Genomic DNA, 23825 nt, shown 5'->3' with positions numbered 1-23825 from the left:
GGTCGACGGCACCCGGACCGGGCCTTGCTCTTGCGCCGCAATTGGTGCCAGATCGACCCAAGCGGCCGGCGTGTCGCATGAGGGGACGAGAGGATGGGCAGGGTCCTGGAAGTGACCGAACTGCGCAAGCAGTTCGGCGGCATCCACGCCGTCGACGGCGTGTCGTTCCATGTCGAGGAGGGCGAAATCCTCGGCATCATCGGCCCGAACGGCTGCGGCAAGTCCACGCTGTTCAACTGCATCCTCGGCCAGTTGCGGCCGAGCGCCGGCGAGGTGAAGCTCGACGGACAGCCGGTCACCGGGCTCTATCCGGCGGCCCTCAACCGGCTCGGCGTGTCGCGCACCTTCCAGCTCCTGCAGGTCTTTCCGCAGCTGAGCGTGCGCGAGAACCTGATCCTGGCCGGCCAGGAGCACCAGGGCAGCATGGTCTCGCGCCTGTTCGGCGCCCGCGACGCCGGCCTGACCGCCCAGGCGAACCGCATGATCGCCTTCTTCCGCCTGGACCATCTCGCCGACGAGAAGGCCGGCGGCCTCTCCTACGGCCAGCAGAAGCTGCTCGACGCCGCCATGGCCTTCATGGCCGGCCCGCGCCTAGTGCTGCTCGACGAACCGGCCGGCGGCGTCAACCTGACCATGCTGGCCAGCCTCAAGGAGCGCCTCAGGGCGATCAACGCCGAGCTCAAGGCGACCTTCGTGGTCATCGAGCACAATATGGATTTCGTCATGAGCCTGTGCACGCGGGTGCTGGTGATGGCCGAGGGCCGGGTGCTCGCGACCGGCACGCCGGCCGAGGTGCGCGCCAATCCGGCCGTCGTCGACGCCTATCTGGGACATTGAGGCCGATGACCGCCATGACCCCGCCCGCCGACACGATCCTGACGCTCGAGGCCGTCGTCGCCGGCTACGGCAAGACGACCATCCTGAACGGCACCACGTTCTCGGTCCCGCGCGGCTCGATCACGACCGTGATCGGCCCCAACGGTGCCGGCAAGTCGACCGTGTTCAAGACGATCTTCGGTCTCCTGCCGGCGCGCGAGGGCCGCATCGCCTTCGACGGCCGCGACGTGACCAACTGGACGCCGCGCAGGCTCCTGGAGGCGGGCATCTGCTACGTCCCGCAGGGCCGCAACATCTTCCCGGAGCTGTCGGTGTTCCACAATATCGAGTTCGGCACCATCGCGGCCGGCCGCGGCGTCACCGACATGCCGGCGCGCATCGAGGCCGCGCTCGACCGCTTCCCGGTGCTGCGCCGCAAGCGCGACCAGCAGGCCTCGACGCTCTCGGGCGGCGAGCAGAAGCAGCTGGAGATCGTGCGCGGCCTGCTGCTCGATCCCAAGCTGGTGCTGATCGACGAACCCTCCATCGGCCTGTCGCCGAAGATGGTCGAGGAGACCTTCGGCATCCTCCTGGAACTGCGCGTCAAGGGCGTCTCCGTCCTGATGATCGAGCAGAACGCCCGCTCGGCGCTGCAGATGTCCGACTACGGCCTGGTACTCGAACTCGGCCAGACCCGGATGTTCGATACAGCCGCACAAATCCTCAACGATCCGCGCGTCGGGCAGCTGTTCCTCGGCGGCAGCCTGGAAACGGCCGCCTGAGACCGCTATGCCTTTGAGAGCGAATCGGTTTCGGCGTGCGGGAGCGACCCGATGAAGACATCCATCGCCACGGTCTCGATTTCGGGCGACTTCCGGGACAAGCTCAAGGCGATCCAGAGCGCCGGCTTCGACGGCATCGAGATCTTCGAGCAGGATTTCATCGCCACAGACGCCTCCCCGCGCGAGGTCGGTGCCATGGTGCGCGACCACGGGCTGGAAATCATGCTGTTCCAGCCGTTCCGCGATTTCGAGGGCCTGCCCGAGCCCCTGCGCACGCGCGCCTTCGCCCGCGCCGAGCGCAAGTTCGACCTGATGCAGGAGCTCGGCACCGACCTGGTGCTGGTCTGCTCCTCGGTCCACCCGGAAGCGCTCGGCGGCATCGACCGGGCCGCGGCCGACTTCCACGAACTCGGCGAGCGCGCCGCCCGGCGCGGGCTGCGCATCGGCTTCGAGGCGCTGTGCTGGGGCCGCTATGTCGACGACCATCGCGACGCCTGGGAGATCGTCCGCCGCGCCGACCATCCGCAGGTCGGCCTGATTCTCGACAGCTTCCATTCGCTCGGCCGCAAGATCCCGCCCGACACCATCCGGCGCATTCCCGGCGACAAGATCTTCTTCATCCAGCTGGCCGACGCGCCGGCCATCCCGATGGACCTGCTCTACTGGTCGCGCCACTTCCGCAACATGCCGGGCGAGGGCGATCTCGACGTGACCGGCTTCATGCGCGCCGTGATGGCGACCGGCTATCGCGGCCCGATCAGCCTGGAGATCTTCAACGACCAGTACCGCGCCGCCCTGCCGCGCCTGATCGCCGCCGACGGGCGGCGCTCGCTCGTCCATCTGATGGACCGGGTGCGCCGGGCCGAGCCGGCCGTGGTCGCCGATCTGCCGGCCCTGCCGCCGCGCGCCCATGCGCAGGCGATCGAGTTCATCGAATTCGCCACCGGCGGCGAGGATGCCGGCAAGCTGGCGGGGCTCCTGACCGCCCTCGGCTTCGAGCCGGCCGGCCGGCACGTCTCCAAGGCGGTGACGCTCTGGCGCCAGGGTGCGATCAACATCCTGCTCAACACCGAGCAGACCGGCTTCGCCCGCAGCGCCTTCGTGACCCATGGCACCACGGTCAGCGACATCGCGGTCCGGGTCGACGACGCCCCGGCGACCCTCGCCCGCGCCCGCGCGCTCGGCACCGACCTGTTCGAGCAGGCGACCGCGCCCGGCGAATTGCAGATCCCGGCGATCCGCGGCGTCGGCGGCAGCGTGTTGCGCTTCGTCGATCCGAAGTCCGATCTCGGACGGCTCTGGGAGGTGGATTTCCGCCTCGACCGGCCCGGCCCGCTCCACGGCGCCGGCCTGACCCGCGTCGACCATATCGGCCAGACCATGATCTATGCCGAGATGCTCAGCTGGGCCCTGTTCTACACCGCGATCTTCGAGGCCGCGAAGGCACCGATGGTCGATGTCGCCGACCCGGACGGCCTCGTCCGCAGCCAGGCGATCGAGACCGCCGGCGGCGCACTGAGGGTAACGCTGAACGGGGCGGAATCGAGCCGCACCCAGGCCGGCCGCTTCATCTCCGACAGCTTCGGCTCGGCCGTGCAGCACATCGCCTTCGCCACCGACGACATCTTCGCCACCGCCGCGGCGCTGGCCGAGCACGGCTTCCCGGTGCTCGACATCGGCCCGAACTATTACGACGATCTCGACGCCCGCTTCGGCCTCGACCCGGACCTGCTGGCGCGGCTGAAGGCCGGCGGCATCATGTATGACCGCGACCGCGGCGGGGAATTCTTCCAGCTCTACGGACGCGCCTTCGGCGAGGGCCTGTTCTTCGAGATCGTCGAGCGGCGCGGCGACTATACCGGCTACGGTGCCCCCAACGCCCCCTTCCGCACCGCCGCCCAGCGCCGCACCGCGCGGCCGTCCGGCATGCCGGTGCGCTGAGCCCCGCAGGCCGCCGGGACGCGCAGTTGCACGGCCGCGAAAGAAGACAGGGACAGGGACAGGACCGAGAGCCGATGACCGCAGCCCCGTCCGGCCGACCGCCGGTCCGCATCCTCGTCGCCGGCGCCGGGCTGATCGGCCGCGCCCATATCGGCCGCATCCTCGCCGATCCGGACACCGTGCTGGCCGGCATCGCCGATCCCTCGGCGAGTGCCCGGGACCATGCCGCCGCGCTCGGAGTGCCGTGGTTCGAGACCCTGGACCAGGGCCTCGACGGCGCCCGGCCGGACGCAGCCATCCTGGCCACGCCCAACCAGCTCCATGTCGCCGGCGGTCTCGCGGCGATCGCGGCCGGCGTGCCGGTGCTGATCGAGAAGCCGATCGCCGAGACGGTCGCGGGTGCGGTCGAGCTCGCCGAGGCGTCGGAGCGGGCCGGTGTCCCGGTCCTGGTCGGCCACCACCGCCGCCACAGCCCGATCGCGGCGCGCGCTCGCGCCATCGTCGCTTCCGGCCAGCTCGGCCGCATCGTCGCCGTCAACGGCCTGTCCTGGCTGCGCAAGCCCGACAGCGGCTATTTCGACGGCGCCGGCGCCTGGCGGCGCGAGCCCGGCGGCGGGCCGATCCTGATCAACCTGGTGCATGTCGTCGACGATCTGCGCGCGCTCTGCGGCGACATCGTCGCCGTCCAGGCGATCGCCTCCAACGCCACGCGCGGCTTCGCGGTCGAGGACACCGCCGCGGTGCTGTTCACCTTCGCGAGCGGCGCGCTCGGCACGCTGTCGCTGTCCGACACCGCCGTCGGGCCGTGGAGCTGGGAGCTGACCTCGGGCGAGAACAAGGCCTATCCGGCGACCGGCGAGGCCTGCTACCTGATCGCCGGCACCGAGGCGGCCCTGTCGGTGCCGCGCCTGGAACTCTGGCGCCACGAGGGCGCGCCGCACTGGTTCCATCCGATCGCCGCCACCCGCCTGGTCGCGCCGGAGGCCGATCCGCTCGTCCTGCAATTGAAGCACTTCACGGCCGTCATCCGCGGTGAGGACAGGCCGCTGGTCGATGCCCGCTCGGCCGCCCGCACGCTCGCCGCCACCCTGGCGGTCAGCGCGGCGGCGGCCGCGGGCGGGGTGGTCAGGCCGGAACTGTAGGCAGCGGACCAGGGCGGATCGCAGGCCGCGCATCATGGCCGGGCGCGGTGTTCCGCACGGGCGGCCTGCCAGACTTCGCGGGCCGCATCCGCATTCATCGCCGCGATGGCCAGGCCGACGACCAGATCGGGCCAGGCGGAATGCCAAAGAAAGGCCGTCACGCAGCCGGCCGCCACGATCGCCACATTGGCGAGCGCATCGTTGCGGGCCGAGAGAAAGGCCGCCCGAGTCAGACTGCCGCCGTGGTGACGATAGCGGGCGAGCATAAAGGCGCAGGTAAGATTGACCGCCAGGGCGCCGAGGCCGGCCGCCGAGAGCGGCAGAGCGTCGGGGGCGACCGGCATCCGGACCTTGTCCCAGGCCGTCCAGAGCGTGGCGATGCCGGGAACGAGCAGCAGACCGGCGAGCGCCATGCCCATCCGGGCGCGGCCCTGCGCCGACCAGCCGAGTGCGAGGACGATCAGCAGGTTAACCGCCGCATCTTCGAGGAAGTCCACGCTGTCGGCGAACAGCGAGACCGACCCGATGGCCAGGGCGGCGGCGAATTCGACGCCGAAATAGCCGAGATTCAGCAAGGCGACGACGACAACGACCCGGCGCAACCCGGGCTCCAACACATCCATCCGATCACCCCTTGAACGCGACGAGAACGGCGCCGGCCGCGATCATCGCAACGCCGAGCCAGTTGGCGGCGGAAAGCCGTTCGCCGAGGAACGCGACGCCGAAGACCGCCACCAGCACCACCGAGAGCTTGTCGATCGGCGCCACCCGCGCCGCGTCGCCGAGTTTCAGGGCACGGAAGTAGCACAGCCAGGAGGCCCCGGTGGCAATCCCCGACAGGACCAGAAACAGCCATGTCCGGGCCGACACCGTCGAGGGCGCCTGCCACTGTCCGGTGACGGTCAGGAGGGCGCCGAGCACCGCCAGGATGACGACGGTGCGGATGAAGGTGGCGTAGTCCGAGCCGATCGACGCAATGCCAACCTTGGCGAAGACCGCCGTCAAGGCCGCGCAAGCCGCCGACAGCAGGGCCCAGGCCTGCCAGGATTTGAGAAGCTCTGCCATTGGTTGCCTCACGAGATCTGCCGGACCACGAAGAGCCCGAGAAAAAGCCCCAGGATGGACAGCACGACCGAGCCGAAGGCGTAGCCGAGCGCGGCCGCGAACTGTCCCCGCTCGTAGAGCAGCGCGGCGTCGAGCGAGAAGGCCGAGAAGGTCGTGAAGCCGCCGAGGATCCCGGTGGTCAGGAAGAGGCGGACGGCCTGCGGGGCCTCTCCGCGCAGGGCGAAGTAGCCGGCGACCAGCCCCATCAGGCAGGACCCGACGATGTTGATGATCAGCGTCCCGAATGGAAATCCGCTTCCGAGCAGGCGCAGGACCCATTGGTTGACGCCGTGCCGGCAGGCTCCGCCGATGCCGGCACCCAGGAAGACGATCCAGTAGCTCATGGTCACCCTTTCGCTCAATGGGACGAAGGGCAACAAAAAACCCGCCGACGGCGGGTTCGCTCGGTCGCGCTCCCACCGCGACGGGCCGTTCGGGCCCGTTCGCAGTAGGAGCTATCAGCCTTCCGGCGGTTGTCGGGGAGCTCCATCCCCATCACACGGGCAGAGCGTAAACGCGGCGGCAGTTCGCTGTCAAAGGCATTCTGACCCCACGTCCCGGCGCGCCCGCCGAGACGTCCGCGCCGAAGCCGGATACCGAGCCGAGGTCGTCCGAACGGCCGTCGAAATCATTCGAACAGCAGGGCAACGGCGCCAGGATCATTGCAATCCGGCGCCGGCGCGCGCCCGGACCTCACGCCGCGACCGGACGCAGGCCCAGGATGGCGCGGGCCTCGCGCCAGGTGGCGACCGGGCGGGCATGGCGCTCGCAGATCTCCACGGCCCGCCGGACCAGCGCGGCGTTGGAGGGGGCGAGGCGGTCGCGGTCGAGGCGGACATTGTCCTCCATGCCGGTGCGGGTATGGCCGCCCTTGGCGATCGACCATTCGTTGATCAGGATCTGGTTCGGCCCGATCCCGGCCGCGCACCACTGCGCATCCGGCGCCAGCCGCTTCAGGGTCTCGATATAGAAATCGAAGATCGGTTCGTCGGCCGGCATCGCATTCTTCACGCCCATGACGAACTGGACATAGAGCGGCCCCTTCAGCCGGCCGTCCGCCGCCATGCGGGTCGCCTGGACGATATGCGAGAGATCGAAGGCCTCGATCTCCGGCTTGATGTCGTAGGCGAGCATCTCCGAGGCCAGCCAGTCGACCAGATCGGGCGGGTTCTCGTAGACCCGGGTCGGGAAATTGTTCGAGCCGACCGACAGCGAGGCCATGTCGGGGCGAAGCGGCAGCATGCCGCCGCGCGCCTTGCCGGCGCCCGAGCGGCCGCCGGTCGACAATTGCACGATCATGCCCGGACAGTGCTTCTCGAGCCCCTCCTTCAGCCGGGCGAAGCGCTCCGGGTCGGAGGTCGGCTTGCCGTCGTCGTCGCGAACATGGCAATGCGCGATGCTGGCGCCGGCCTCGAAAGCTTCGTGGGTACTTTCGATCTGCTCGGCGACCGTGATCGGAACTGCCGGATTGTTGTCCTTGGTCGGCAGGCTGCCGGTGATCGCCACGCAGATGATGCACGGATTGGACATCGTACCCTCAGAGGTCGAAGAAGACGGTCTCGTTGTCGCCCTGGAGGCGGATGTCGAAGCGGTAGACCGGCTTGCCGTCCCGGACCGACCGCGCGGCGACCAGGGTCTGCCGGCGGTTGACATGCTCGATCATATTCAAGACCGGATCGGCCGCATTGGCGTCCGCCTCGTCGTCGAAATAGAGCCGCGTGTGGAGACCGATATTGATGCCGCGGGCGACGATCCAGAGCGAGATGTGCGGCGCCTGACGGCTGCCGTTCCGCCCCGCCACCGGCCCCGGCTTGACGGTGTCGAAACCCCAAAGTCCGGTCTCGAAGTCGGTGATCACCCGGCCCCAGCCGCGGAAACCGTCGGCGATCTGATCGCGCCGCTGGTCCTCGGGATGGGCATGGACGCCGTTGGCATCCGCCTGCCAGACCTCGATGAGCACGTCCTTGACCGGCGATCCGGTGCCGTCGATGACGATGCCCTCGACACGGATGCGCTCGCCCGGCGCGTTCGGCCCGGCAATGTCCCAGCCCAGTTCGCGGCGGAAGATCTGGAACCCGGCGGCGCCCGGCGCGAGCCCGATATGGACATAGGGGCCTGCCGTCTGCGAGGCGGTTTCTCTCAAATAGTCAAGCGATTGCGGCATGGCTCAATTGCCCTCCAGCCGGTTCTCGAAGAGCGTCGAGCGACGGCCCCGGAGCACGATGTCGAACTTGTAGGCGAGGCAGTCGAGCGGGATCGCGGCATTCATGTCGAGCGGCGCGATCAGCTGGTCGATGGCCTTGGGGTCCGGGATCGTATTGACGATCGGGCAGACCTTGATCAGCGGATCGCCCTCGAAATACATCTGGGTGATCAGCCGCTGCACGAAGCTCGTCCCGAAGACCGAGACGTGGATATGCGCCGGCCGCCAGCTGTTGACGTAGTTGCGCCAGGGATAGGCGCCGGGCTTGACGGTCCGGAAGAAGTAGAAGCCGTTCTCGTCGGTCAGGGTCCGGCCGCAGCCGCCGAAATTCGGGTCGATCGGCGCCAGATAGGTGTCCTTCTTGTGCCGGTAGCGGCCGCCCGCATTGGCCTGCCAGATCTCGACCAGCGTGTTCGGCACGCCCCGCCCGCTCTCGTCGAGCACGCGGCCATGGACGATGATCCGCTCGCCGATCGGATCGCCGGTCTTGGCGTAGTTCTTGATCAGGTCGTTGTCGATCGGATCGATGTCGTTGTGCCCAAACACCGGCCCGGTGATCTCGGAGATCGTATTTTCAAGCGAAAGCAGCGCATAGCGCGGCGAGCGCGCCACGCTGGTCTTGTAGATCGGCGTATACTGCGGCGGATGCAGGTTCCGATCGCGCTGGAAGAATTCGCCGGGTCTCGGCTTGTCGTTCCTCAACATGTCGTTTCCCCCGTCGGAGCTTGGGCGTGCGTCACGCCTTCTCCATTTCGGCAAAGGTCTCGCGGGCGATCTTGATGGCGTGGTTGGCGCGCGGCACGCCGGCATAGATGGCGACATGCAGCAGCGCCTCCATCACGTCCTCCCGGCTGGCCCCCGTCCGGGCCGTGGCGCGGATATGCATGGCGAGCTCGTGATCGTTGCCGAGCCCGGCCAGAAGCGCAATGGTCAGCATCGACCGTTCGCGCAACGAGATGGTGTCGCGCGACCAGACATGCCCCCAGGCCGCATCGGTGATCAGGGCCTGGAACGGCTCGTCGAAGGCGGTCTTCATGGCCTCGGCACGATCGACATGGGCATCGCCCAGCACGCGTCGCCGCGTCGCCATCGCCTTCTGAACCGTATCCGACATCACGCGCCCTCCTCCCGATCGGCCGGACCGCGCGACACGCCCCCGCGCGCCCCGCTGCCCGGTCCCGTCCCTGACCGGCGACGGCCTCCCATCCTTGCCGCCGCGCACGGTCACCTATAACCTTCCACAGTCAAAGCTCCCGCGATACTGCAAACTGAGGTGCGATCCATACCGAAATGGTTATGCATCCGGGCATCAAGCTGCGCCATATCCGCGCCTTCCTGGAGATCGCCGACGAGGGCAGCCTGTCGGCGGCGGCCCGCGCGCGGCGCCTGACCCAGCCGGCTTTGTCGCGCAGCCTCGGCGAGCTGGAAGCCATGCTCGGCCAACCCCTATTCCTGCGCCAGGGCCGCGGGCTGGCGCTGACCGAGGCCGGCCGCCTGTTCCGCCGCCATGCGGCGGCCGGCGTCGAGGCCCTGGAGGCGGGCGCGGCGGCGCTCGCCCCGGCGACGGCCGGCGGGCGGATCGAGGTCGGCGTGCTGCCGACGGTCGCGGCGCGGCTGTTCCCCCGGGTGGCGCTGCGTTTCGGGGCGCTGCGGGCCGGCATCGTGCTGTCGGTCGAGACCGGCCCCAACACCTACCTGCTGCGCCGCCTGCGCGACGGCGCCATCGACCTGATGGTCGGGCGCATGCCGGAGGCCGCCGAGATGGCCGGCCTGACTTTCGAACATCTCTACGAAGAGGAGATCCTGCTTTGCGCCCGCGCCGGCCACCCGCTCGCCGGCCTGCCGGCACGAGACGTGCTGCGCCGGTCGCCGCTGATCCTGCCGCCGGCAGGCGCGATCATCCGCCGCCCGGTCGCCGACTATCTGGCCGCCCACGGCCTCGGCGGGGTGGTGCCGGTGTTCGAGACGGTCTCGCTGGCGGTCGGGCGCGGCCTGCTGCTCGGCTCCGACGCGGTCTGGTTCATCTCGGCCGGGGTGATCGCCGAGGATCTGGCGCGCGGCGATCTCGTCGCCATCCCGACCGGCGCGCGCTTCCTGTCCGGCTCGGTCGGCATGACCACCCGCCAGGCCGGCGCCGACCGCCCCGGCCTCGATCTCCTGATCCAATTGACCCGCGATCTCGGCCGCCGGCTGCAGGGCGGAGATACGGATCAGACCGGCGGTGTGCCGTAGGTGTGGAAGCTCTCTACGGTCTTCAGGCCCCAGGCTTGGCCCTTCTTGCGCTCGGTCTCGGTCCACACGACCGGCTTCCAGTCCGGCGCCAGGATCAGCCGCGCGCCGGCATTGGCGATCTCGACGCGGTTGCCGCCGGGCTCGAAGACATAGAGGAAGAAGGTCTGCTGGACGGCATGCTTGTGCGGGCCGGATTCGATCGGCACGCCGGCCTCCAGGAAGATGTCGGCGGCGCGCAGGATGTCCTCGCGGCTGTCGACCGCATAGGTCAGGTGGTGGAAGCGCCCCATCGAGCCGGTCGCGTCGCGCGTATAGGCGAAATCGTAGCTCTTGTTCGTGAAGGTCATCCACATGCCGGCCTCGATGCCGCTGTCGAGCACGATCTGCTCGGTCAGCCGGCAGCCGAGATAAGTCTCGAAAAATACCCGGTTGGCGGCGATGTCGCGGGCGAGGCAATTCAGGTGGTCGAGCCGGCGCACGTTGCAGCCGCGCGCCGGGAAGCGCTGGGCCTGGTTCTTGAGCGCGGGCCTGAGCGCCGGCGGCGCCTCGTAGCGGACGGTCTCGTAGTAGAGCTCGATGACATGGCCGTCCGGATCGCGGCAGCGGAAGGCCGGGCCGTGGCCGTTGTCGCCGTCGGTCCAGCCGATCGCGAATTCGGTGTCCTTCAGGGCCGCCACGCGCCGCTCCAGCGCCTGCGGGCTGCGCGCGCGGAAGCCCATATGGCCCATGCCGGGCTTCGCCGACGCCGTCAGCTTGAGCGTGTGATACTCGTAGTCGTCCCAGCCGCGCAGGTAGACGCTGTCGCCGGAGCGGCCGCTCTCGGTCATGCCCATCACATCGACGAAGAAGTCCAGGCTTTCCTGCGGCTTCGGCGTCAGGAGTTCGAGATGGCCGAGATGGGCGATGTCGAGGATCGGTTCAGGCGACATGGGCGGGGCTCCGCTCCGATAGGGACGAGGGCGGGGACGGGGCCGGCGCCTCGGCGGCCCGGGCGGCGGCCGCGAAGGTCTCGTGGCGCACCGCAATCGCCTCGGCGAGCGCGCCGGACAGGCCGGCCTCGCGCATCATCACCGCGACCTCGCGCATTTCCGCGGCCCGGCGCACACCGTGGCGGGCGACGCGGGTCGGCATGATCCGGAGGATCTGCGCCCAGTCCATGCCCGGATAGGAGGCGGTCAGGCTGGCCAGCACGGCCGGCAACACGCCATGTTCCGAACCCGCCGCAGCGAGATCGACCATCAGCGCCTCCATGCCCTTGATGACGATCGAGCGGCACAGCTTGGTGGCCGAGGCGACGCCGATGCGGTCGGCGACGGCATCGATGCGCATGCCGAGCGGGTTGAGGCGCTCGGCCCATGCGGCGGCACGTGGGCCCCCGGCCAGGATCGGCACGGCGATGCCCGGCTCGGCGACCGGCGCCATCACGGCCCATTCGACGAAATCGACCCCGCTGGGATCGAGCACCGCCGCGACCTCGGCCTTGGTCGACGGCGAGACGGAGTTGAGGTCGACATAGGTCTGGCCGGGCGCGAGGGCCGGGGCGCATTGCCGGGCAGCCGTCACGGCCTGGTCGGCGGTGACGGCGGAGATCACGAGCGGCTGGCCGCGGCAGGCGCCGGCATGGTCGGGCGCCACGGTCACGCCGAGCGCAGCCGCATCGGCCTTCAGGGCAGCCCCGCGCGCGGGATCGTCGAACAGCCGGTCATAGGCCGTGACGGCGACGCCCTGCCGGATCCATTGCCGGGCGAACAGCCGGCCGACCTCGCCGAAGCCGATCAGCGCGATGCGCTCGGTCATGTCAGTCCTCCGGGGTCCAGGCGACATAGGTCAGGCCGGCCTTGGCCAGCGGCTCGCGCATGCCGTAGAGGTCGAGGCCGAGCACGCCGGCGGCGAGCTTTTCGCGCTTGGAGGCCTCGTTGGCGAGACGCGCCTCGCCGGCGGCCGCCGTCGCCTCGGCCTCGCGCCGCGGCACGACCAGGACGCCGTCGTCGTCGGCCACGATCACGTCGCCGGGCTTGACCAGTGCGCCGGCGCAGACGACCGGCACGTTGACGGCGCCGAGGGTCGCCTTGACGGTGCCCTTGGCGGAAACCGCCCGCGACCAGACCGGGAAGCCCATCTCGGTCAGGGTCGCCACGTCCCGGCAGCCGGCATCGATGATCAGGCCGATCACGCCGCGCGCCTTGAGCGCCGTGGCGAGCAGGTCGCCGAACATGCCGTCGGTATTGTCCGCCGTGCAGGCGACCACCATCACGTCGCCGGGCTGGCACTGCTCGACCGCGACATGGATCATCCAGTTGTCGCCGGGCTGGGCGAGCACCGTAACCGCATTGCCGGCGATCGCCGCGCCGGGCCAGATCGGCCGCATATAGGGCTTTAGCAGCCCGGAGCGGCCGAGCGCCTCATGGGCGGTGGCGACGCCGAGCACGGCGAGGCGGTTAACCACCGCCAGGTCTGTGCGCGGGGCGCCGGTGACGACGACGGGCTTCATGCCAGCACCTCGACGATTTCGGGGAAGATGCGCTGATAGGCCTCGCCATAGGTCATGGCCTTGCCGGAGTTCCGCCCACCCTGAACGCCGCGGTTGAGCGCCACGCGGGTATAGTATTCCCAGAGATGTTTCTGGGCGGCGAGCACCTCGAAGGCCTTGCGCTTGATCTCCCAGACTTCGTCGATATTGAGGATCACGTTCGGCTTGTAGTTGCACTGCTCGGGCTGGTGCGGCTCGAACAGAAACACCGGCGGGGCCGAATAGGCGAGGTCCGGGCTCGGCTTGTGGCCGGCCGCCTGGGCGATGATGCGCGCCTCCTGGGCGAAGCGGGTCGCCTCGGGGTGGTCGACATTGTAGGGGTCTTCGAGCGAGTGGGTCAGCACGAAGGCCGGCTTGAGGTCGCGATAGATGTCGACCAGCCGGTCGAGCATGGCGGGCGTCGGGTGTAGCGGATAGTCGCCGGCATCGAAGAACTCGATCTCGGCACCGAGGGTGGCGGCGGCGCGCTCGGCCTCGTCGCGGCGCTGCGCCTTGACCTCGGCGAGCGAAACGTCGCCCTTTTTCCAGGCCCACTGGCTCTCACCGCGCTCGCCGAAGGACAGGCAGACGATCTTCATCCGGTAGCCCCGGGCGGCATGCAGCGCGATCGCGCCGCCCGCGCGCCAGACGAAATCGCCCGGATGGGCGGTGACGACGAGGCCGGTCTTGTCGGTGGCCATGGAACCCTCTGTGGACGTGAAAACGAAGCGGGATCAGGCGGCGTCGCGGGCCGGCACGGCGGCGGCCTCGGCGAGGTCCTCATGCGCGAAGGCGATGCCGTCGAACAGCAGGCGCGCGGTGCGCAGCAGGCCGGCGCGCTCGACGACCGGCGCCTCCGGGCTGCCGCCGACTGTCAGGACGACGCTGAATTCGCCGGTCGGATGCTCGATCGAGAGCGTCTTGTCGGCACCCGCCGGGACCTGGGCGACCGCCGCGGCCGGGCTGCCCGGCAGCATGGCGGCGGTGGCGACGCTGACGGCGGCAAAGACGCCGATCGAGGCGTGGCACTCATGCGGGATGAAGCTGCGCGTATTCAGCGTGCCGCCGGCGGCCGGCGGCGAGACCAGGCACATCTTCGGCACGACCTTCTTGGACACGTCACCGAGCCCCATCAGCCGGCCGGCCTCGAGCCGGATCGCCTCCAGCCGCGCCTTGAGTTCGGTATCCTTGTCGAGGAGATCGCGCGGCTCCAGGCCGGTGCGCCCGACGGACTCGGCGGCGAGCACCACGACCGGCATGCCGTTGTCGATCAGGGTGCAGTCGACGCCTGCGACCCGGTCGACGGCATGGCCGGTCGGCAGGAGCGCACCGCAGACCGAGCCTTCGGTATCCATGAAGGCGACCGCGATCGGCGCCGCCGTGCCCGGCACGCCGTCGATCCGCGCCGCGCCGCCATAGCGCACGCGCCGGTTCGGCGTCTCGACGGTCAGTTCCGCCAGCGTGCCGGTGTTCAGCGTCAGCACCCGGACGGTGGTGCGGCCGTCGGCGGCGGCGATCAGACCGCGCTCGATCGCGAAGGGGCCGATGCCGGCGAGGATGTTGCCGCAATTGGGCGTGTAATCGATGCGCGCCTCGGTGACGAGGACCTGGCCGAACAGGAATTCGATGTCCGCGCCCGGCTTCGTCGAGCGCGCGACGATGGCGATCTTGCTGGTCAGCGGATGGGCACCGCCGAGCCCGTCGACCTGCCGGCTGTCGGGCGAGCCCATCACCGAGAGGATCAGCCGGTCGCGCGCGGCCGGGTCGGCGGGCAGGTCGGCAGCGAGGAAATAGGCGCCCTTCGAGGTTCCGCCCCGGATCAGCATGCAGGGGACGCGCGGTTGCATGGCTCTCCTCCCGAACCTCGTTGTGACGGAGAGGAGTTCTGAGCCCGGATGCGTCATGCAGCAAATGCTTTGTTTGGCGCCTTTCATGAATGAGATTCAGGTATGCGTCGTCCCGCCCGCCTCGTCCTCGTCGCTGTCGGCGGCATTCGGGCTGAACTCCTCGACCACGTAGCGGCGCAGCTCCTCGGCCAGCGGCGACAGCGGCGCAGCCCGGCGCGAGACGATGCCGATCTGGCGGGTGACGCCCGGATTGCGCAGGCGCATGACATGCAGGTCGCCGCGGTCGAGCGTGTCGAGGGCGAGGCGGGGCACGACGGTCATGCCGAGCCCGGCGCGGACCAGCGCGATGGCGGTCGCCACATGCTGCACCTCGTAGCGCCAGGACAGCTGTTCGCGCCGGCTGCCGAGCGCATCGTCGATCATCATGCGGTTGCCGGTCTGCTGGCTGATGCGGATCAGCGGCACGCCCTCCAGTTCGGCCCAGCTGGCAGTCGGCCGCGCCGCGAAGGCATGGTCGGCGCGGCAGACCAGCACGAAGGGCTCGCGGGCCAGAAGCTCGACCTCGAAATCCCAGCGATGCGCTGCGAGCAGCGTGATGCCGAACTCGATCGTGCCCTCGGCGACATGGCGGGCGATCTCGGAGGCGGAATTGTCGTGGACCTGGACGGTCACGTCCGGATGGGCACGGCGGAAGCGCATCAGCACGGCCGGCAGGCGCCCGGCCGCGATGGTCGGCAGGCAGCCGACGGCGATGCGTTCCTGGCGTGCCTTGCCGGTGCCGCGCAGGTCTTCCAGCGAGGCCGCCAGGCCCTCGATGGTCGCCTTGACGCGCGGCAGCAGGTCGAGCCCGGCCGGCGTCAGCGCCACCTCCCGGGTGGTGCGCGCGAGAAGCCGGACGCCGAGATCGTCCTCGAGCTTGCGCATGCGGTGGCTGAGCGCCGTCTGCGATAGGTTCAGATGCGCGGCAGCTTGCTGGAAGCTGCCGCGTTCGGCGATGGCCAGGAAGGCATGCAGGCCGAGAAAGTCGATGCGCATGACGGCATTCCGTTACGGTCGATGGTTCCTATGAATCTATTTCATGAAAGCCACAAAACAAACCATTTGCTTCATTTGTCCGCATTCCACCATCTAACCGCCGGAGGACCGGCCGGAAGAGCCGGACCGGGCGGGACGGAGCATGGCGCCGATACGGCGGCCGCGGCGACCGATCCTGGCCCCGCTCCGAAAGCAACGACAGCGCTTTCCTGGGATGAAACGCCGTGCAGATCGTCCTTCTACCGGGCCTTCTCTGTGACGCGAGCATGTGGAGCGGCCAGATCGCGGCGCTTCAGCCCCATGCCGACGTCGCGGTGGCCGATTTCTCGCAGCTGGACTCGATCGGCGCCATGGCCGAGGCGGCGCTGGCGCTCAAGGACGGACCGATCGTCGCGGTCGGCCATTCCATGGGCGGGCGGGTCGCACTGGAGATGGTGCGCCGGGCGCCGGAGCGGATCGCCCGGCTGGTCCTGCTCGATACCGGTGCGCGGCCGCGCCGCGAGGGCGAGGAGGCGATCAGGCAGGTGCTGGTCGATCTCGCCGACCGCGACGGCATGGCGGCGCTGGCCGAGCGCTGGCTGCCGCCGATGGTGCACGAGGACCGCACCGCCGATGCCACACTGATGGCGCCGCTCACCGCCATGGTGCTGCGCGCCACGCCGGAGCAGCATCGGCGCCAGATCCGCGCCTTGCTCGACCGGCCCGACGCGCTGCCGCATTTGGGCGCCATCGGCTGCCCGACCCTGGTCATGGTCGGCCGGCAGGACCGCTGGAGCCCGCTCGCCCAGAACCAGGAGATCGCCGCCGCGATCCCGGGCGCCGAACTGGTCGTCATCGAGGACAGCGGCCACATGACCCCGGCCGAGCAGCCCGCGCAGGTAACCGCCGCCCTACTCCGGTTCCTGGGCCTGCCTGAGACGCCTGCCGACACCATCCCGGCCGTGCCGCTGTTCGACCGCGCCCGCTCGCGGCGCGGCTACCGCATCAACAAGATGGCGATGGGGCTGTCGAAGGCCGACAACCGCGCCGCCTTCCTGGCCGGCGAGGAGGCCTATCTGGACCGCTTCGGCCTCTCCGCCGAGGAGAAGCGGGCGGTCATGGCGCGCGACTGGCGCGAGATGGTCCGCCTCGGCGGCAACCTCTTCTTCATTCTCAAGATTTCCGCCGTGGACCCGGTCCGCATCACCGAGATCGGGGCGCATCAGGCCGGCATGGACCACGACACGTTCCTGCGCGAGCGACTGGGGAAGCGATAATGGCCAAGCTGATCGGAGGTCTCGGCACCTCGCATGTGCCCTCGATCGCCGCCGCGATCGACAAGGGCCTGGCCGGCACGGACGCCTGGAAGCCGTTCTTCGACGGCTATGTTCCGGCCAAGGAGTGGATCGCCCGCGCCAAGCCCGACATCGCTGTGGTGATCTTCAACGATCACGGCAATTCGTTCTTTCTCGACCGCGTGCCGACCTTCGCGGTCGGCTGCGCGGAGGAATACCGCCCGGTCGACGAGGGCTGGGGACCGCGCCCGATCCCGCCCTTCGAGGGCGCGGCCGATTTCTCCTGGCACCTGATCGACACGCTGGTCGACAATCGCTTCGACCCGATGATCTGCCAGGAGATCGAGGTCGATCACGGCCTGCAGGTGCCGATGGAGCTGTTCTTCGGCCGCCCCGAGGCCTGGCCGGTCCGGGTGGTGCCGATCTTCGTCAACGTGATCCAGTACCCGATCCCGCTGCCGAGCCGCTGCTACGAGATGGGCCGCGTGCTGCGCCAGGCGATCGAGTCCTGGCCGGGCGACGAGCGCGTCGTGGTGATCGGCACCGGCGGCCTGTCGCACCAGCTGCAGGGCTCGCGCGCCGGCTTCGTCAATCCGGAGGCGGACCGGGCCTTCCTGAAGGACATCGCGACCGATCCGGACCGGCTCGCCGCCATGTCGCGCGAGCGCTACGTCGAGATGTTCGGCAGCGAAGGCGCCGAGCTGATGATGTGGCTGGTCATGCGCGGCGCGATGGACCGCGACGTGGTCGTCCGCCACACCCACTATTTCGTGCCGGCCTCGATGACCGGCGCCGGCATGATCCTGATGGAGAATGCCGCCACGGCCGAGGCTGCCGACCCGGAGGCGCAGGCCGCATGACCACGACCTTCTGGCTGATGGTCTGCCGGCACCGGCCCGGCCTGGACGCGCTCCGCGCCGCCCATCGCGATGCGCACCGCGCCCATGTCGCCTCGGGCGGCGGCGGGCTCGCCCGCGTGCTGGTCGGCAGCGCCACGACGGACGAGGACGGCGCCAGCCCGACCGGCAATTTCGGCATCCTGGAGGCCGCCTCGCGCGAGGCCGCGCAGGCCTTCGCGGCAGCCGATCCCTATGCCCTGGCGGGCCTCGTCGAGACGATCGAGATCACGCCGCTCTCAGCGCAGTTCCAGGCGCATCGGATCGATCCGATGACGCCGCGCGCCGCCTGAGCACGAAAACCGGAACCAAGCCGGCCGGCACGCTCCGGACCGGCCCCATCGGGAGGAAGACGATGCACAGACGGACCCTGCTCAAGACCGGCGTGGCCGCCCTCGCGGTCGGCCTCGCCGCCATGCCGGCGCACTCGCAAGAGACCGTGAAGATCGGCCTGATCCTGCCGCTGACCGGTCCCTTCGCTTCGACCGGGCGCCAGATCGACGCCGCGGTCAAGCTCTACATGGCGCAGAACGGCGATACCGTCGCCGGCAAGAAGCTGCAGCTGATCGTCAAGGACGACACCGGCGTCGCCGACGTGACCAAGCGCATGGCGCAAGAACTGATCGTCAACGAGAAGGTCTCGGTGCTGGCGGGCTTCGGCCTGACGCCGCTGGCGCTCGCCACCGCCCCGCTGGCGACCCAGTCGAAGACCCCGCAGGTGGTCATGGCGGCCGCGACCTCGATCATCACCGAGGCCTCGCCCTTCGTGGTGCGCACCAGCTTCACCGCCGCGCAGGCGACCGTGCCGCTGGCCGAATGGGCGGCCAAGAACGAGATCAAGAAGGTGGTCTCGATCGTCTCCGACTACGGCCCCGGCATCGATGTCGAGAAGTCCTTCTCGGAGACCTTCACCAAGGCCGGCGGCACCATCGAGAACCTGCGCGTGCCGCTCGCCAATCCGGACTTCGCGCCCTTCCTGCAGAAGGTCGCCGATGCCAAGCCGGATGCTCTGCTGGCCTTCGTGCCGTCCGGCGTCGGCGCCCAGTTCATGCGCCAGTTCGTCGAACGCGGCCTGGACAAGAGCGGCATCAAGCTGATCGCCGAGGGCAGCGTCACCGACGACGATCTCCTCAACGGCGTCGGCGACGTGGCGCTCGGCGTGGTCACCTCGCACCACTATTCGGCGGCGCATGACAGCGCCGAGAACAAGGCCTTCGTCGAGGCCTTCAAGAAGGCGGCTGGGTTCCGCCCGAACTTCATGGCCATGGGCGGCTATGACGGCATGCACCTGATCTACGAGGGCCTCAAGAAGACCAACGGCGCCGGCGGCGAGGCCCTGGTGACTGCCATGAAGGGCATGAGCTGGACGAGCCCGCGCGGCCCGGTCTCGATCGATCCGCAGACGCGCGACATCGTCCAGAACATCTATGTCCGCAAGGTCGCCCGCGTGAACGGCGAGCTCTACAACGTCGAATTCGCCACCACGCCGAACGTCAAGGACCCGGTCAAGGCCGCCAAGGCCAACTGATCGGCCGCTTCCGCCGCGACGCGACAGGGTCGGGCCCATGGGCCCGACCCTTCCACCCGCCGGCTGCCGCCGGACCCGATATCGCGGGACTGCCCTGCCCTTCGCCAGCCGGCGGAGTGGTCTCTCCATATCCGAATCGACCTGTACACAGGAACGCCGCCGAAGCCGCTGACAAGGCGTCGCACCCTGCGTAAAAACCCGCAATTTCCGTTGAATTTTTCCAATGTCTGTATACAGTCCCTGACCAGGGAGGAACGACAATGACCGAGACCAAGACGTTCCCGTTGAATGCCTGGTACGCCGCCGCCTGGGCCCACGAGGTCAAACGCGACCTGACCGCCCGCACGGTCTGCAGCAAGGACATGGTGCTCTACCGCAAGGGCGACGGCACCGCGGTGGCGCTGGAGGATGCCTGCTGGCACCGCCTGCTGCCGCTCTCGATGGGCCATCTGCGCGGCGACGAGGTGGTCTGCGGCTATCACGGTCTGGTCTTCGACGCCGGCGGCCGCTGCACCTACATGCCGGCGCAGAAGACGATCAATCCGTCGGCCTGCGTGCGCGCCTTCCCGGTGGTCGAGCGCCACCGCATGATCTGGGTCTGGCCGGGCGATCCGGCGCTGGCCGACCCTGCCAAGATGCCCGATTTCCACTGGAACGACGGCACCGAATGGATCGGCGAAGGCGGCACCTTCTATTCGATGAAGTGCGACTACCGGCTGGTCATCGACAACCTGATGGACCTGACCCACGAGACCTATGTCCATGCCGGCTCGATCGGCGACGACGCCATCACGGCGACGCCGTTCGACGTGACCCACACGGACCGTTCCGCGACGCTGACCCGCTGGATGATCGACATCGAGCCGCCGCCCTTCTGGGAGAAGCAGCTCGGCCGGCCCGGCAGCCGCGTCGACCGCTGGCAGATCATCACCTTCCAGGCCCCGACCATCATCTCCGGCGATGTCGGCGTGGCCGTGCACGGCACCGGCGCGCCCGACGGCGACCGCCGGCAGGGCGTCAACGGCCATTTCCTGGCCGCCATCACGCCCGAGACCGAGACCACCTGCCATTATCACTGGAATTTCGTGCGCACCTTCCACAAGGACGATGCGGCCCTGACGGCGGCCCTCACCAAGGCCCATGTCAACGACGGCAAGGGGCTCTACGACCAGGATTTCGAGGTCCTGGAGGCGCAGCAGAAGGCGATCGACCGCAATCCGCGCATGCCCTTCTACAATCTCAACATCGATGCCGGCGCGCTTTGGGCGCGGCGCCTGATCGACCACATGATCGAGGCCGAAAGCCCCGGTTCGGCCTTCCGTCCCGGCGTGGCGGCGGAGTGAGCCGATGGCCGAGACGATCGAATGGCGTGCGGCGCGCCTCGCCGCCGCGCGCGACCTGACGCCCGACATCCGCCTGTTCGAGATCGAGACCGACGGCGCCTTCGTGCCGCCGGCCCCGGGCTGCCACATCAATGTCGCGGTCCAGATCGGCGAGCGCGCCGACCGGCGCTCCTATTCGGTGGTCGGCGCCTGCCAGGACGGCCGCTACCGGATCGCCGTCAAGCGCCTCCCCGAGAGCCGCGGCGGCTCGGCCTATATGTGGAGCCTCTCGCCCGGCGCCCGGCTGGCGGTGTCGACGCCCGGCAACCACTTCGCCCTGTCGCCGCACCGGCCCGACTACCTGCTGGTCGCCGGCGGCATCGGCATCACGCCGATCTACACCATGGCGCTGGCGCTCCAGGACGCGGGCGTGCCGTTCCGCGTGCTCTACGGCGCGCGCGGCCGGGCCGACCTGGCGCTCGCCGACGATCTCGCCGAGCGGATCGGCGGCCGGCTGGAATGCTTCGTCTCCGACGAGGGCCGCCGGATCGGTTTCGCGGCCGAGATCGAGCGGCTGGCCCCGGGCGGCGAGCTCTATGTCTGCGGCCCGATCGGCATGCTGGAGGACGCCAAGCTCGCCTGGGCGGCGAGCGGGCGGCCGGTCGGCGGCCTGCGCTTCGAGACCTTCGGGTCGAGCGGGCGCTTCGCCACGACGGGCTTCACGGTGCGCATCCCGCGGCTCGGTCGCGAGATCGAGGTGCCACCGAACGCTTCCATACTGGACGCCCTGGAGGCCGCCGGGGTGGAGATGATCTCGGATTGCCGGCGCGGCGAATGCGGGCTCTGCGCGCTGAAGATCCTCGACAAGGACGGCATCGTCGACCATCGCGACGTGTTCTTCTCCGACGAGGAGAAGGCCAGCGACGCCAAGCTGTGCACCTGCGTCTCGCGCATGGCCGGCGGATCGATCACGGTCGACACGGCGGACAGGATGGCGCCATGACCCGTGCCGCGATCCCGGCCGTCGAAAAGTCGCCGTCGCAGACGCTGAAGGCGCAGCTTCTGCTGCGCGATCTGATCGTGCAGGGCGAGTTGCGGCCGGGCGAGCGCGTGTCCGAACTGCAGATGGTCGACCGGCTGGGCATGTCGCGCACCCCGATCCGGGCCGCGCTGGTGCGCCTCGAACAGGAGGACCTGCTCGAGGCCCTGCCGTCGGGCGGCTTCGCCGTGAAGGCCTTCTCGGAGCGCGACTTCGCCGAGGCGATCGAGATCCGCGGCACGCTCGAGGGGCTGGCGGCACGGCTGGCCGCCGAACGCGGCGTGCGTCCGGCGCAGCTGCGCGAGGCAAGGGCCCTGCTGGCCGAACTCGATACCGTGGTCCGGCGCGAGACGATCGAGATCGACGTGTCGCTCTATGTCGAACTCAATGCCCGCTTCCATGCCCTGGTCATCGCCATGGCGGGCAGCACCGCGCTGGCGCGGCAGATCGAGCGAGCGAGCGCGCTGCCCTTCGCCTCGCCGAGCGCCCTGGTGCCGGTGCAGACCCGATCGCCGGAATCCCACCATATCCTGACCATCGCGCAGGACCAGCACCGCTGCGTCATCGCGGCGATCGAACATCGCGAGGGCAGCCGGGCGGAGGCGATCATGCGCGAGCATGCGCGCATCGCCCACCGCAATCTCGAACGCGCCTTCGCCGACCAGCGCAACCTTGCGCTCGTCCCGGGCGCCGCGCTGATCCGGAGGGCGGAGGCCTAGCCCGAATTGGGTGGCGGGAATCGGCCGACCGATCGATACGCCCTGGCGAGCCGGTCCGGCACTATTCTACAAGGGACATCCTGCCGACCCTCCGGGCCGGCCAAGAAGCGGCACAAGCCGTCGCGAAGGCCGAAGCGGCAACGACAACCAAGGAGGACACGCATGCACCGCAGAACCCTTTTGGCGCTCGCCGCCGGTCTCGCCGCCGCCGGCCTCGCCGGCACCACGCCCGGCGCCCGGGCGCAGGAGACGTTCAAGATCGGCCTGATCCTGCCGATGACCGGCGCCTCGGCCTCGACCGGCCGGCAGATCGAAGCCGCAGTGAAGCTCTACATCGCCCAGAACGGCGACACCGTCGCCGGCCGCAAGGTGCAGCTGATCGTCAAGGACGATACCGGCGTCGCCGACGTGACCAAGCGCCTCGCGCAGGAGCTGATCGTCAACGAAAAGGTCGGTGCCGTCGCCGGTTTCGGCCTGACCCCGCTCGCCCTCTCGGTCGCCCCGCTCGCCACCCAGGCCAAGGTGCCGCAGGTCGTCATGGCCGCCGCCACCGCAACCATCACCGAGGCCTCGCCGTTCATCGTCCGCACCAGCTTCACGCTGCCGCAGGCGACCCAGCCGATGGCCGAATGGGCCTCGGCCAACGGCATGAAGAAGGTCGTCACGCTGGTCACCGACTACGGTCCGGGCATCGACGCCGAGAAGACCTTCACGGCGACCTTCACCAAGGCCGGCGGCACGGTCGAGAACCTGCGCGTCCCGCTCGCCAATCCGGACTTCTCGCCCTTCCTGCAGAAGGTCGCCGACGCCAAGCCGGATGCCCTGTTCGTGTTCGTGCCGTCGGGCTACGGCGCGCAGTTCATGCGCCAGTTCACCGAACGCGGCCTCGACAAGAGCGGCATCAAGCTGATCGGCACCGGCGACGTGACCGACGACGATCTCCTCAACGGCATGGGCGACGCCGCGCTCGGCGTGGTCACCTCACACCACTATTCGGCCGTCCACGACAGTGCCGAGAACAAGGCCTTCGTCGCCGCCTTCAAGAAGACGGCCGGTTTCCGCCCGAACTTCATGGGCGTCGGCGGCTATGACGGCATGCATGTGATCTACGAGGGCCTGAAGAAGACCAACGGCGCCGGCGGCGAGGCCCTGGTCAACGCCATCAAGGGCATGGCCTGGACCAGCGTGCGCGGCCCGGTCTCGATCGACCCGCAGACCCGCGACATCATCCAGAACGTCTATATCCGCAAGGTCGAGAAGGTCGACGGCGAACTCTACAATGTCGAGTTCGCGACCATCCCGAACGTCAAGGATCCGGTCAAGGCCGCCAAGGCCAACTGATCCGAGCGGGCCGACATCCGGCGCCGGCCGTCCGCCGCCGGATCGATCCGCCCCGCCACCCGGTTCGGGCTGGATGCAAGCATCCGTCCCGATCC

General features: G+C 69.4%; 26 protein-coding genes and 1 riboswitch. Of the genes, 13 read left to right on the top strand and 13 right to left on the bottom strand.

From position 1 onward, the window contains the following. Positions 1-93 precede the first annotated feature (93 nt). The 4 genes from KL771_RS23280 to KL771_RS23265 all read left to right on the top strand — a co-directional run bounded on the left by KL771_RS23280 (position 94) and on the right by KL771_RS23265 (position 4681). On the top strand, positions 94-837 hold the full coding sequence (locus KL771_RS23280; protein WP_261970907.1) for an ABC transporter ATP-binding protein: 744 nt from the start codon (positions 94-96) through the stop codon (positions 835-837). A 5-nt stretch (positions 838-842) separates the two neighbouring features. After that, on the top strand, positions 843-1598 hold the full coding sequence (locus KL771_RS23275; RefSeq protein ID WP_261970906.1) for an ABC transporter ATP-binding protein: 756 nt from the start codon (positions 843-845) through the stop codon (positions 1596-1598). Between the two features lie 51 nt (positions 1599-1649). Next, on the top strand, positions 1650-3539 hold the full coding sequence (locus KL771_RS23270) for a bifunctional sugar phosphate isomerase/epimerase/4-hydroxyphenylpyruvate dioxygenase family protein (RefSeq protein ID WP_261970905.1): 1890 nt from the start codon (positions 1650-1652) through the stop codon (positions 3537-3539). A gap of 74 nt (positions 3540-3613) precedes the next feature. After that, the gene (locus KL771_RS23265) at positions 3614-4681 is read left to right on the top strand and encodes a Gfo/Idh/MocA family protein (protein ID WP_261970904.1); all 1068 of its coding nucleotides are present in this window, start codon (positions 3614-3616) and stop codon (positions 4679-4681) included. A gap of 32 nt (positions 4682-4713) precedes the next feature. Here the strand turns inward: KL771_RS23265 and KL771_RS23260 are convergent, their stop codons facing one another. The 7 genes from KL771_RS23260 to pcaC all read right to left on the bottom strand — a co-directional run bounded on the left by KL771_RS23260 (position 4714) and on the right by pcaC (position 9102). Continuing rightward, positions 4714-5304: a cation transporter gene (locus KL771_RS23260; protein WP_261970903.1), complete on the bottom strand. Its 591-nt coding sequence runs from the start codon at positions 5302-5304 to the stop codon at positions 4714-4716. Between the two features lie 4 nt (positions 5305-5308). After that, positions 5309-5746 (bottom strand): EamA family transporter, encoded by a 438-nt coding sequence (locus KL771_RS23255; RefSeq protein ID WP_261970902.1) that lies wholly within the window; start codon positions 5744-5746, stop codon positions 5309-5311. A gap of 8 nt (positions 5747-5754) precedes the next feature. Continuing rightward, positions 5755-6129, bottom strand: a complete 375-nt coding sequence (crcB, locus tag KL771_RS23250) for a fluoride efflux transporter CrcB (RefSeq protein WP_261970901.1) — start codon at positions 6127-6129, stop codon at positions 5755-5757. Between the two features lie 98 nt (positions 6130-6227). Then, positions 6228-6288: riboswitch (Fluoride riboswitch) on the bottom strand. Positions 6289-6478: 190 nt separating this feature from the next. Continuing rightward, the gene (locus tag KL771_RS23245; protein ID WP_261970900.1) at positions 6479-7315 is read right to left on the bottom strand and encodes a BKACE family enzyme; all 837 of its coding nucleotides are present in this window, start codon (positions 7313-7315) and stop codon (positions 6479-6481) included. A 7-nt stretch (positions 7316-7322) separates the two neighbouring features. Further along, on the bottom strand, positions 7323-7949 hold the full coding sequence (pcaG, locus tag KL771_RS23240) for a protocatechuate 3,4-dioxygenase subunit alpha (protein WP_261970899.1): 627 nt from the start codon (positions 7947-7949) through the stop codon (positions 7323-7325). A 3-nt stretch (positions 7950-7952) separates the two neighbouring features. Continuing rightward, on the bottom strand, positions 7953-8693 hold the full coding sequence (gene pcaH, locus KL771_RS23235) for a protocatechuate 3,4-dioxygenase subunit beta (RefSeq protein WP_261970898.1): 741 nt from the start codon (positions 8691-8693) through the stop codon (positions 7953-7955). 31 nt (positions 8694-8724) lie between these two features. Continuing rightward, positions 8725-9102, bottom strand: a complete 378-nt coding sequence (gene pcaC / locus KL771_RS23230) for a 4-carboxymuconolactone decarboxylase (protein WP_261970897.1) — start codon at positions 9100-9102, stop codon at positions 8725-8727. Between the two features lie 176 nt (positions 9103-9278). Here pcaC and KL771_RS23225 point away from each other — a divergent pair, with 176 nt between their 5' ends. Beyond that, entirely contained in the window at positions 9279-10220 is a 942-nt protein-coding gene (locus tag KL771_RS23225) for a LysR substrate-binding domain-containing protein (protein ID WP_261970896.1), read from the top strand. Here the strand turns inward: KL771_RS23225 and KL771_RS23220 are convergent. The 6 genes from KL771_RS23220 to KL771_RS23195 form a co-directional block, all read right to left on the bottom strand. Beyond that, positions 10199-11149, bottom strand: coding sequence for a catechol 2,3-dioxygenase (locus KL771_RS23220; RefSeq protein ID WP_261970895.1), 951 nt, complete (start codon positions 11147-11149; stop codon positions 10199-10201). The genes KL771_RS23225 and KL771_RS23220 overlap by 22 nt on opposite strands. Further along, positions 11139-12017: an NAD(P)-dependent oxidoreductase gene (locus tag KL771_RS23215; RefSeq protein WP_261970894.1), complete on the bottom strand. Its 879-nt coding sequence runs from the start codon at positions 12015-12017 to the stop codon at positions 11139-11141. The genes KL771_RS23220 and KL771_RS23215 overlap by 11 nt, the downstream gene beginning before the upstream one ends. A 1-nt stretch (position 12018) precedes the next feature. Beyond that, the gene (locus KL771_RS23210) at positions 12019-12711 is read right to left on the bottom strand and encodes a 4-carboxy-4-hydroxy-2-oxoadipate aldolase/oxaloacetate decarboxylase (RefSeq protein WP_261970893.1); all 693 of its coding nucleotides are present in this window, start codon (positions 12709-12711) and stop codon (positions 12019-12021) included. Further along, the gene (locus tag KL771_RS23205) at positions 12708-13430 is read right to left on the bottom strand and encodes a PIG-L deacetylase family protein (RefSeq protein WP_261970892.1); all 723 of its coding nucleotides are present in this window, start codon (positions 13428-13430) and stop codon (positions 12708-12710) included. The genes KL771_RS23210 and KL771_RS23205 overlap by 4 nt, the downstream gene beginning before the upstream one ends. 33 nt (positions 13431-13463) lie before the next feature. After that, on the bottom strand, positions 13464-14576 hold the full coding sequence (locus tag KL771_RS23200; protein ID WP_261970891.1) for a 4-oxalomesaconate tautomerase: 1113 nt from the start codon (positions 14574-14576) through the stop codon (positions 13464-13466). Between the two features lie 96 nt (positions 14577-14672). Next, on the bottom strand, positions 14673-15611 hold the full coding sequence (locus KL771_RS23195; RefSeq protein ID WP_261970890.1) for a LysR family transcriptional regulator: 939 nt from the start codon (positions 15609-15611) through the stop codon (positions 14673-14675). A 224-nt stretch (positions 15612-15835) separates the two neighbouring features. Here KL771_RS23195 and KL771_RS23190 point away from each other — a divergent pair, with 224 nt between their 5' ends. From KL771_RS23190 to KL771_RS23155, 8 genes are all read left to right on the top strand, one after another. Next, positions 15836-16867 (top strand): alpha/beta fold hydrolase, encoded by a 1032-nt coding sequence (locus tag KL771_RS23190; RefSeq protein ID WP_261970889.1) that lies wholly within the window; start codon positions 15836-15838, stop codon positions 16865-16867. Next, entirely contained in the window at positions 16867-17745 is an 879-nt protein-coding gene (locus KL771_RS23185; RefSeq protein WP_261970888.1) for a class III extradiol dioxygenase family protein, read from the top strand. Before KL771_RS23190 ends, KL771_RS23185 begins: the two co-directional genes overlap by 1 nt. After that, positions 17742-18074 carry a YciI family protein gene (locus KL771_RS23180; RefSeq protein WP_261970887.1) on the top strand — a complete coding sequence of 111 codons (333 nt, stop codon included), beginning with the start codon at positions 17742-17744 and terminating at the stop codon, positions 18072-18074. Before KL771_RS23185 ends, KL771_RS23180 begins: the two co-directional genes overlap by 4 nt. Positions 18075-18136: 62 nt before the next feature. Then, positions 18137-19309: an ABC transporter substrate-binding protein gene (locus KL771_RS23175; protein ID WP_390867533.1), complete on the top strand. Its 1173-nt coding sequence runs from the start codon at positions 18137-18139 to the stop codon at positions 19307-19309. Positions 19310-19569: 260 nt separating this feature from the next. Continuing rightward, positions 19570-20652 (top strand): aromatic ring-hydroxylating dioxygenase subunit alpha, encoded by a 1083-nt coding sequence (locus KL771_RS23170; RefSeq protein WP_261970886.1) that lies wholly within the window; start codon positions 19570-19572, stop codon positions 20650-20652. Between the two features lie 4 nt (positions 20653-20656). Further along, positions 20657-21634 (top strand): PDR/VanB family oxidoreductase, encoded by a 978-nt coding sequence (locus KL771_RS23165; RefSeq protein WP_261970885.1) that lies wholly within the window; start codon positions 20657-20659, stop codon positions 21632-21634. Next, the gene (locus KL771_RS23160; RefSeq protein WP_261970884.1) at positions 21631-22389 is read left to right on the top strand and encodes a GntR family transcriptional regulator; all 759 of its coding nucleotides are present in this window, start codon (positions 21631-21633) and stop codon (positions 22387-22389) included. The genes KL771_RS23165 and KL771_RS23160 overlap by 4 nt, the downstream gene beginning before the upstream one ends. A gap of 162 nt (positions 22390-22551) precedes the next feature. Beyond that, positions 22552-23730 carry an ABC transporter substrate-binding protein gene (locus KL771_RS23155; protein WP_261970883.1) on the top strand — a complete coding sequence of 393 codons (1179 nt, stop codon included), beginning with the start codon at positions 22552-22554 and terminating at the stop codon, positions 23728-23730. The last annotated feature ends 95 nt before the right edge of the window (positions 23731-23825 follow it).

The organism is Prosthecodimorpha staleyi, from assembly GCF_018729455.1.
GTDB classification, from domain to species: Bacteria; Pseudomonadota; Alphaproteobacteria; order Rhizobiales; family Ancalomicrobiaceae; genus Prosthecodimorpha; species Prosthecodimorpha staleyi.
This window is presented reverse-complemented; position numbering and strand designations above follow the sequence as displayed.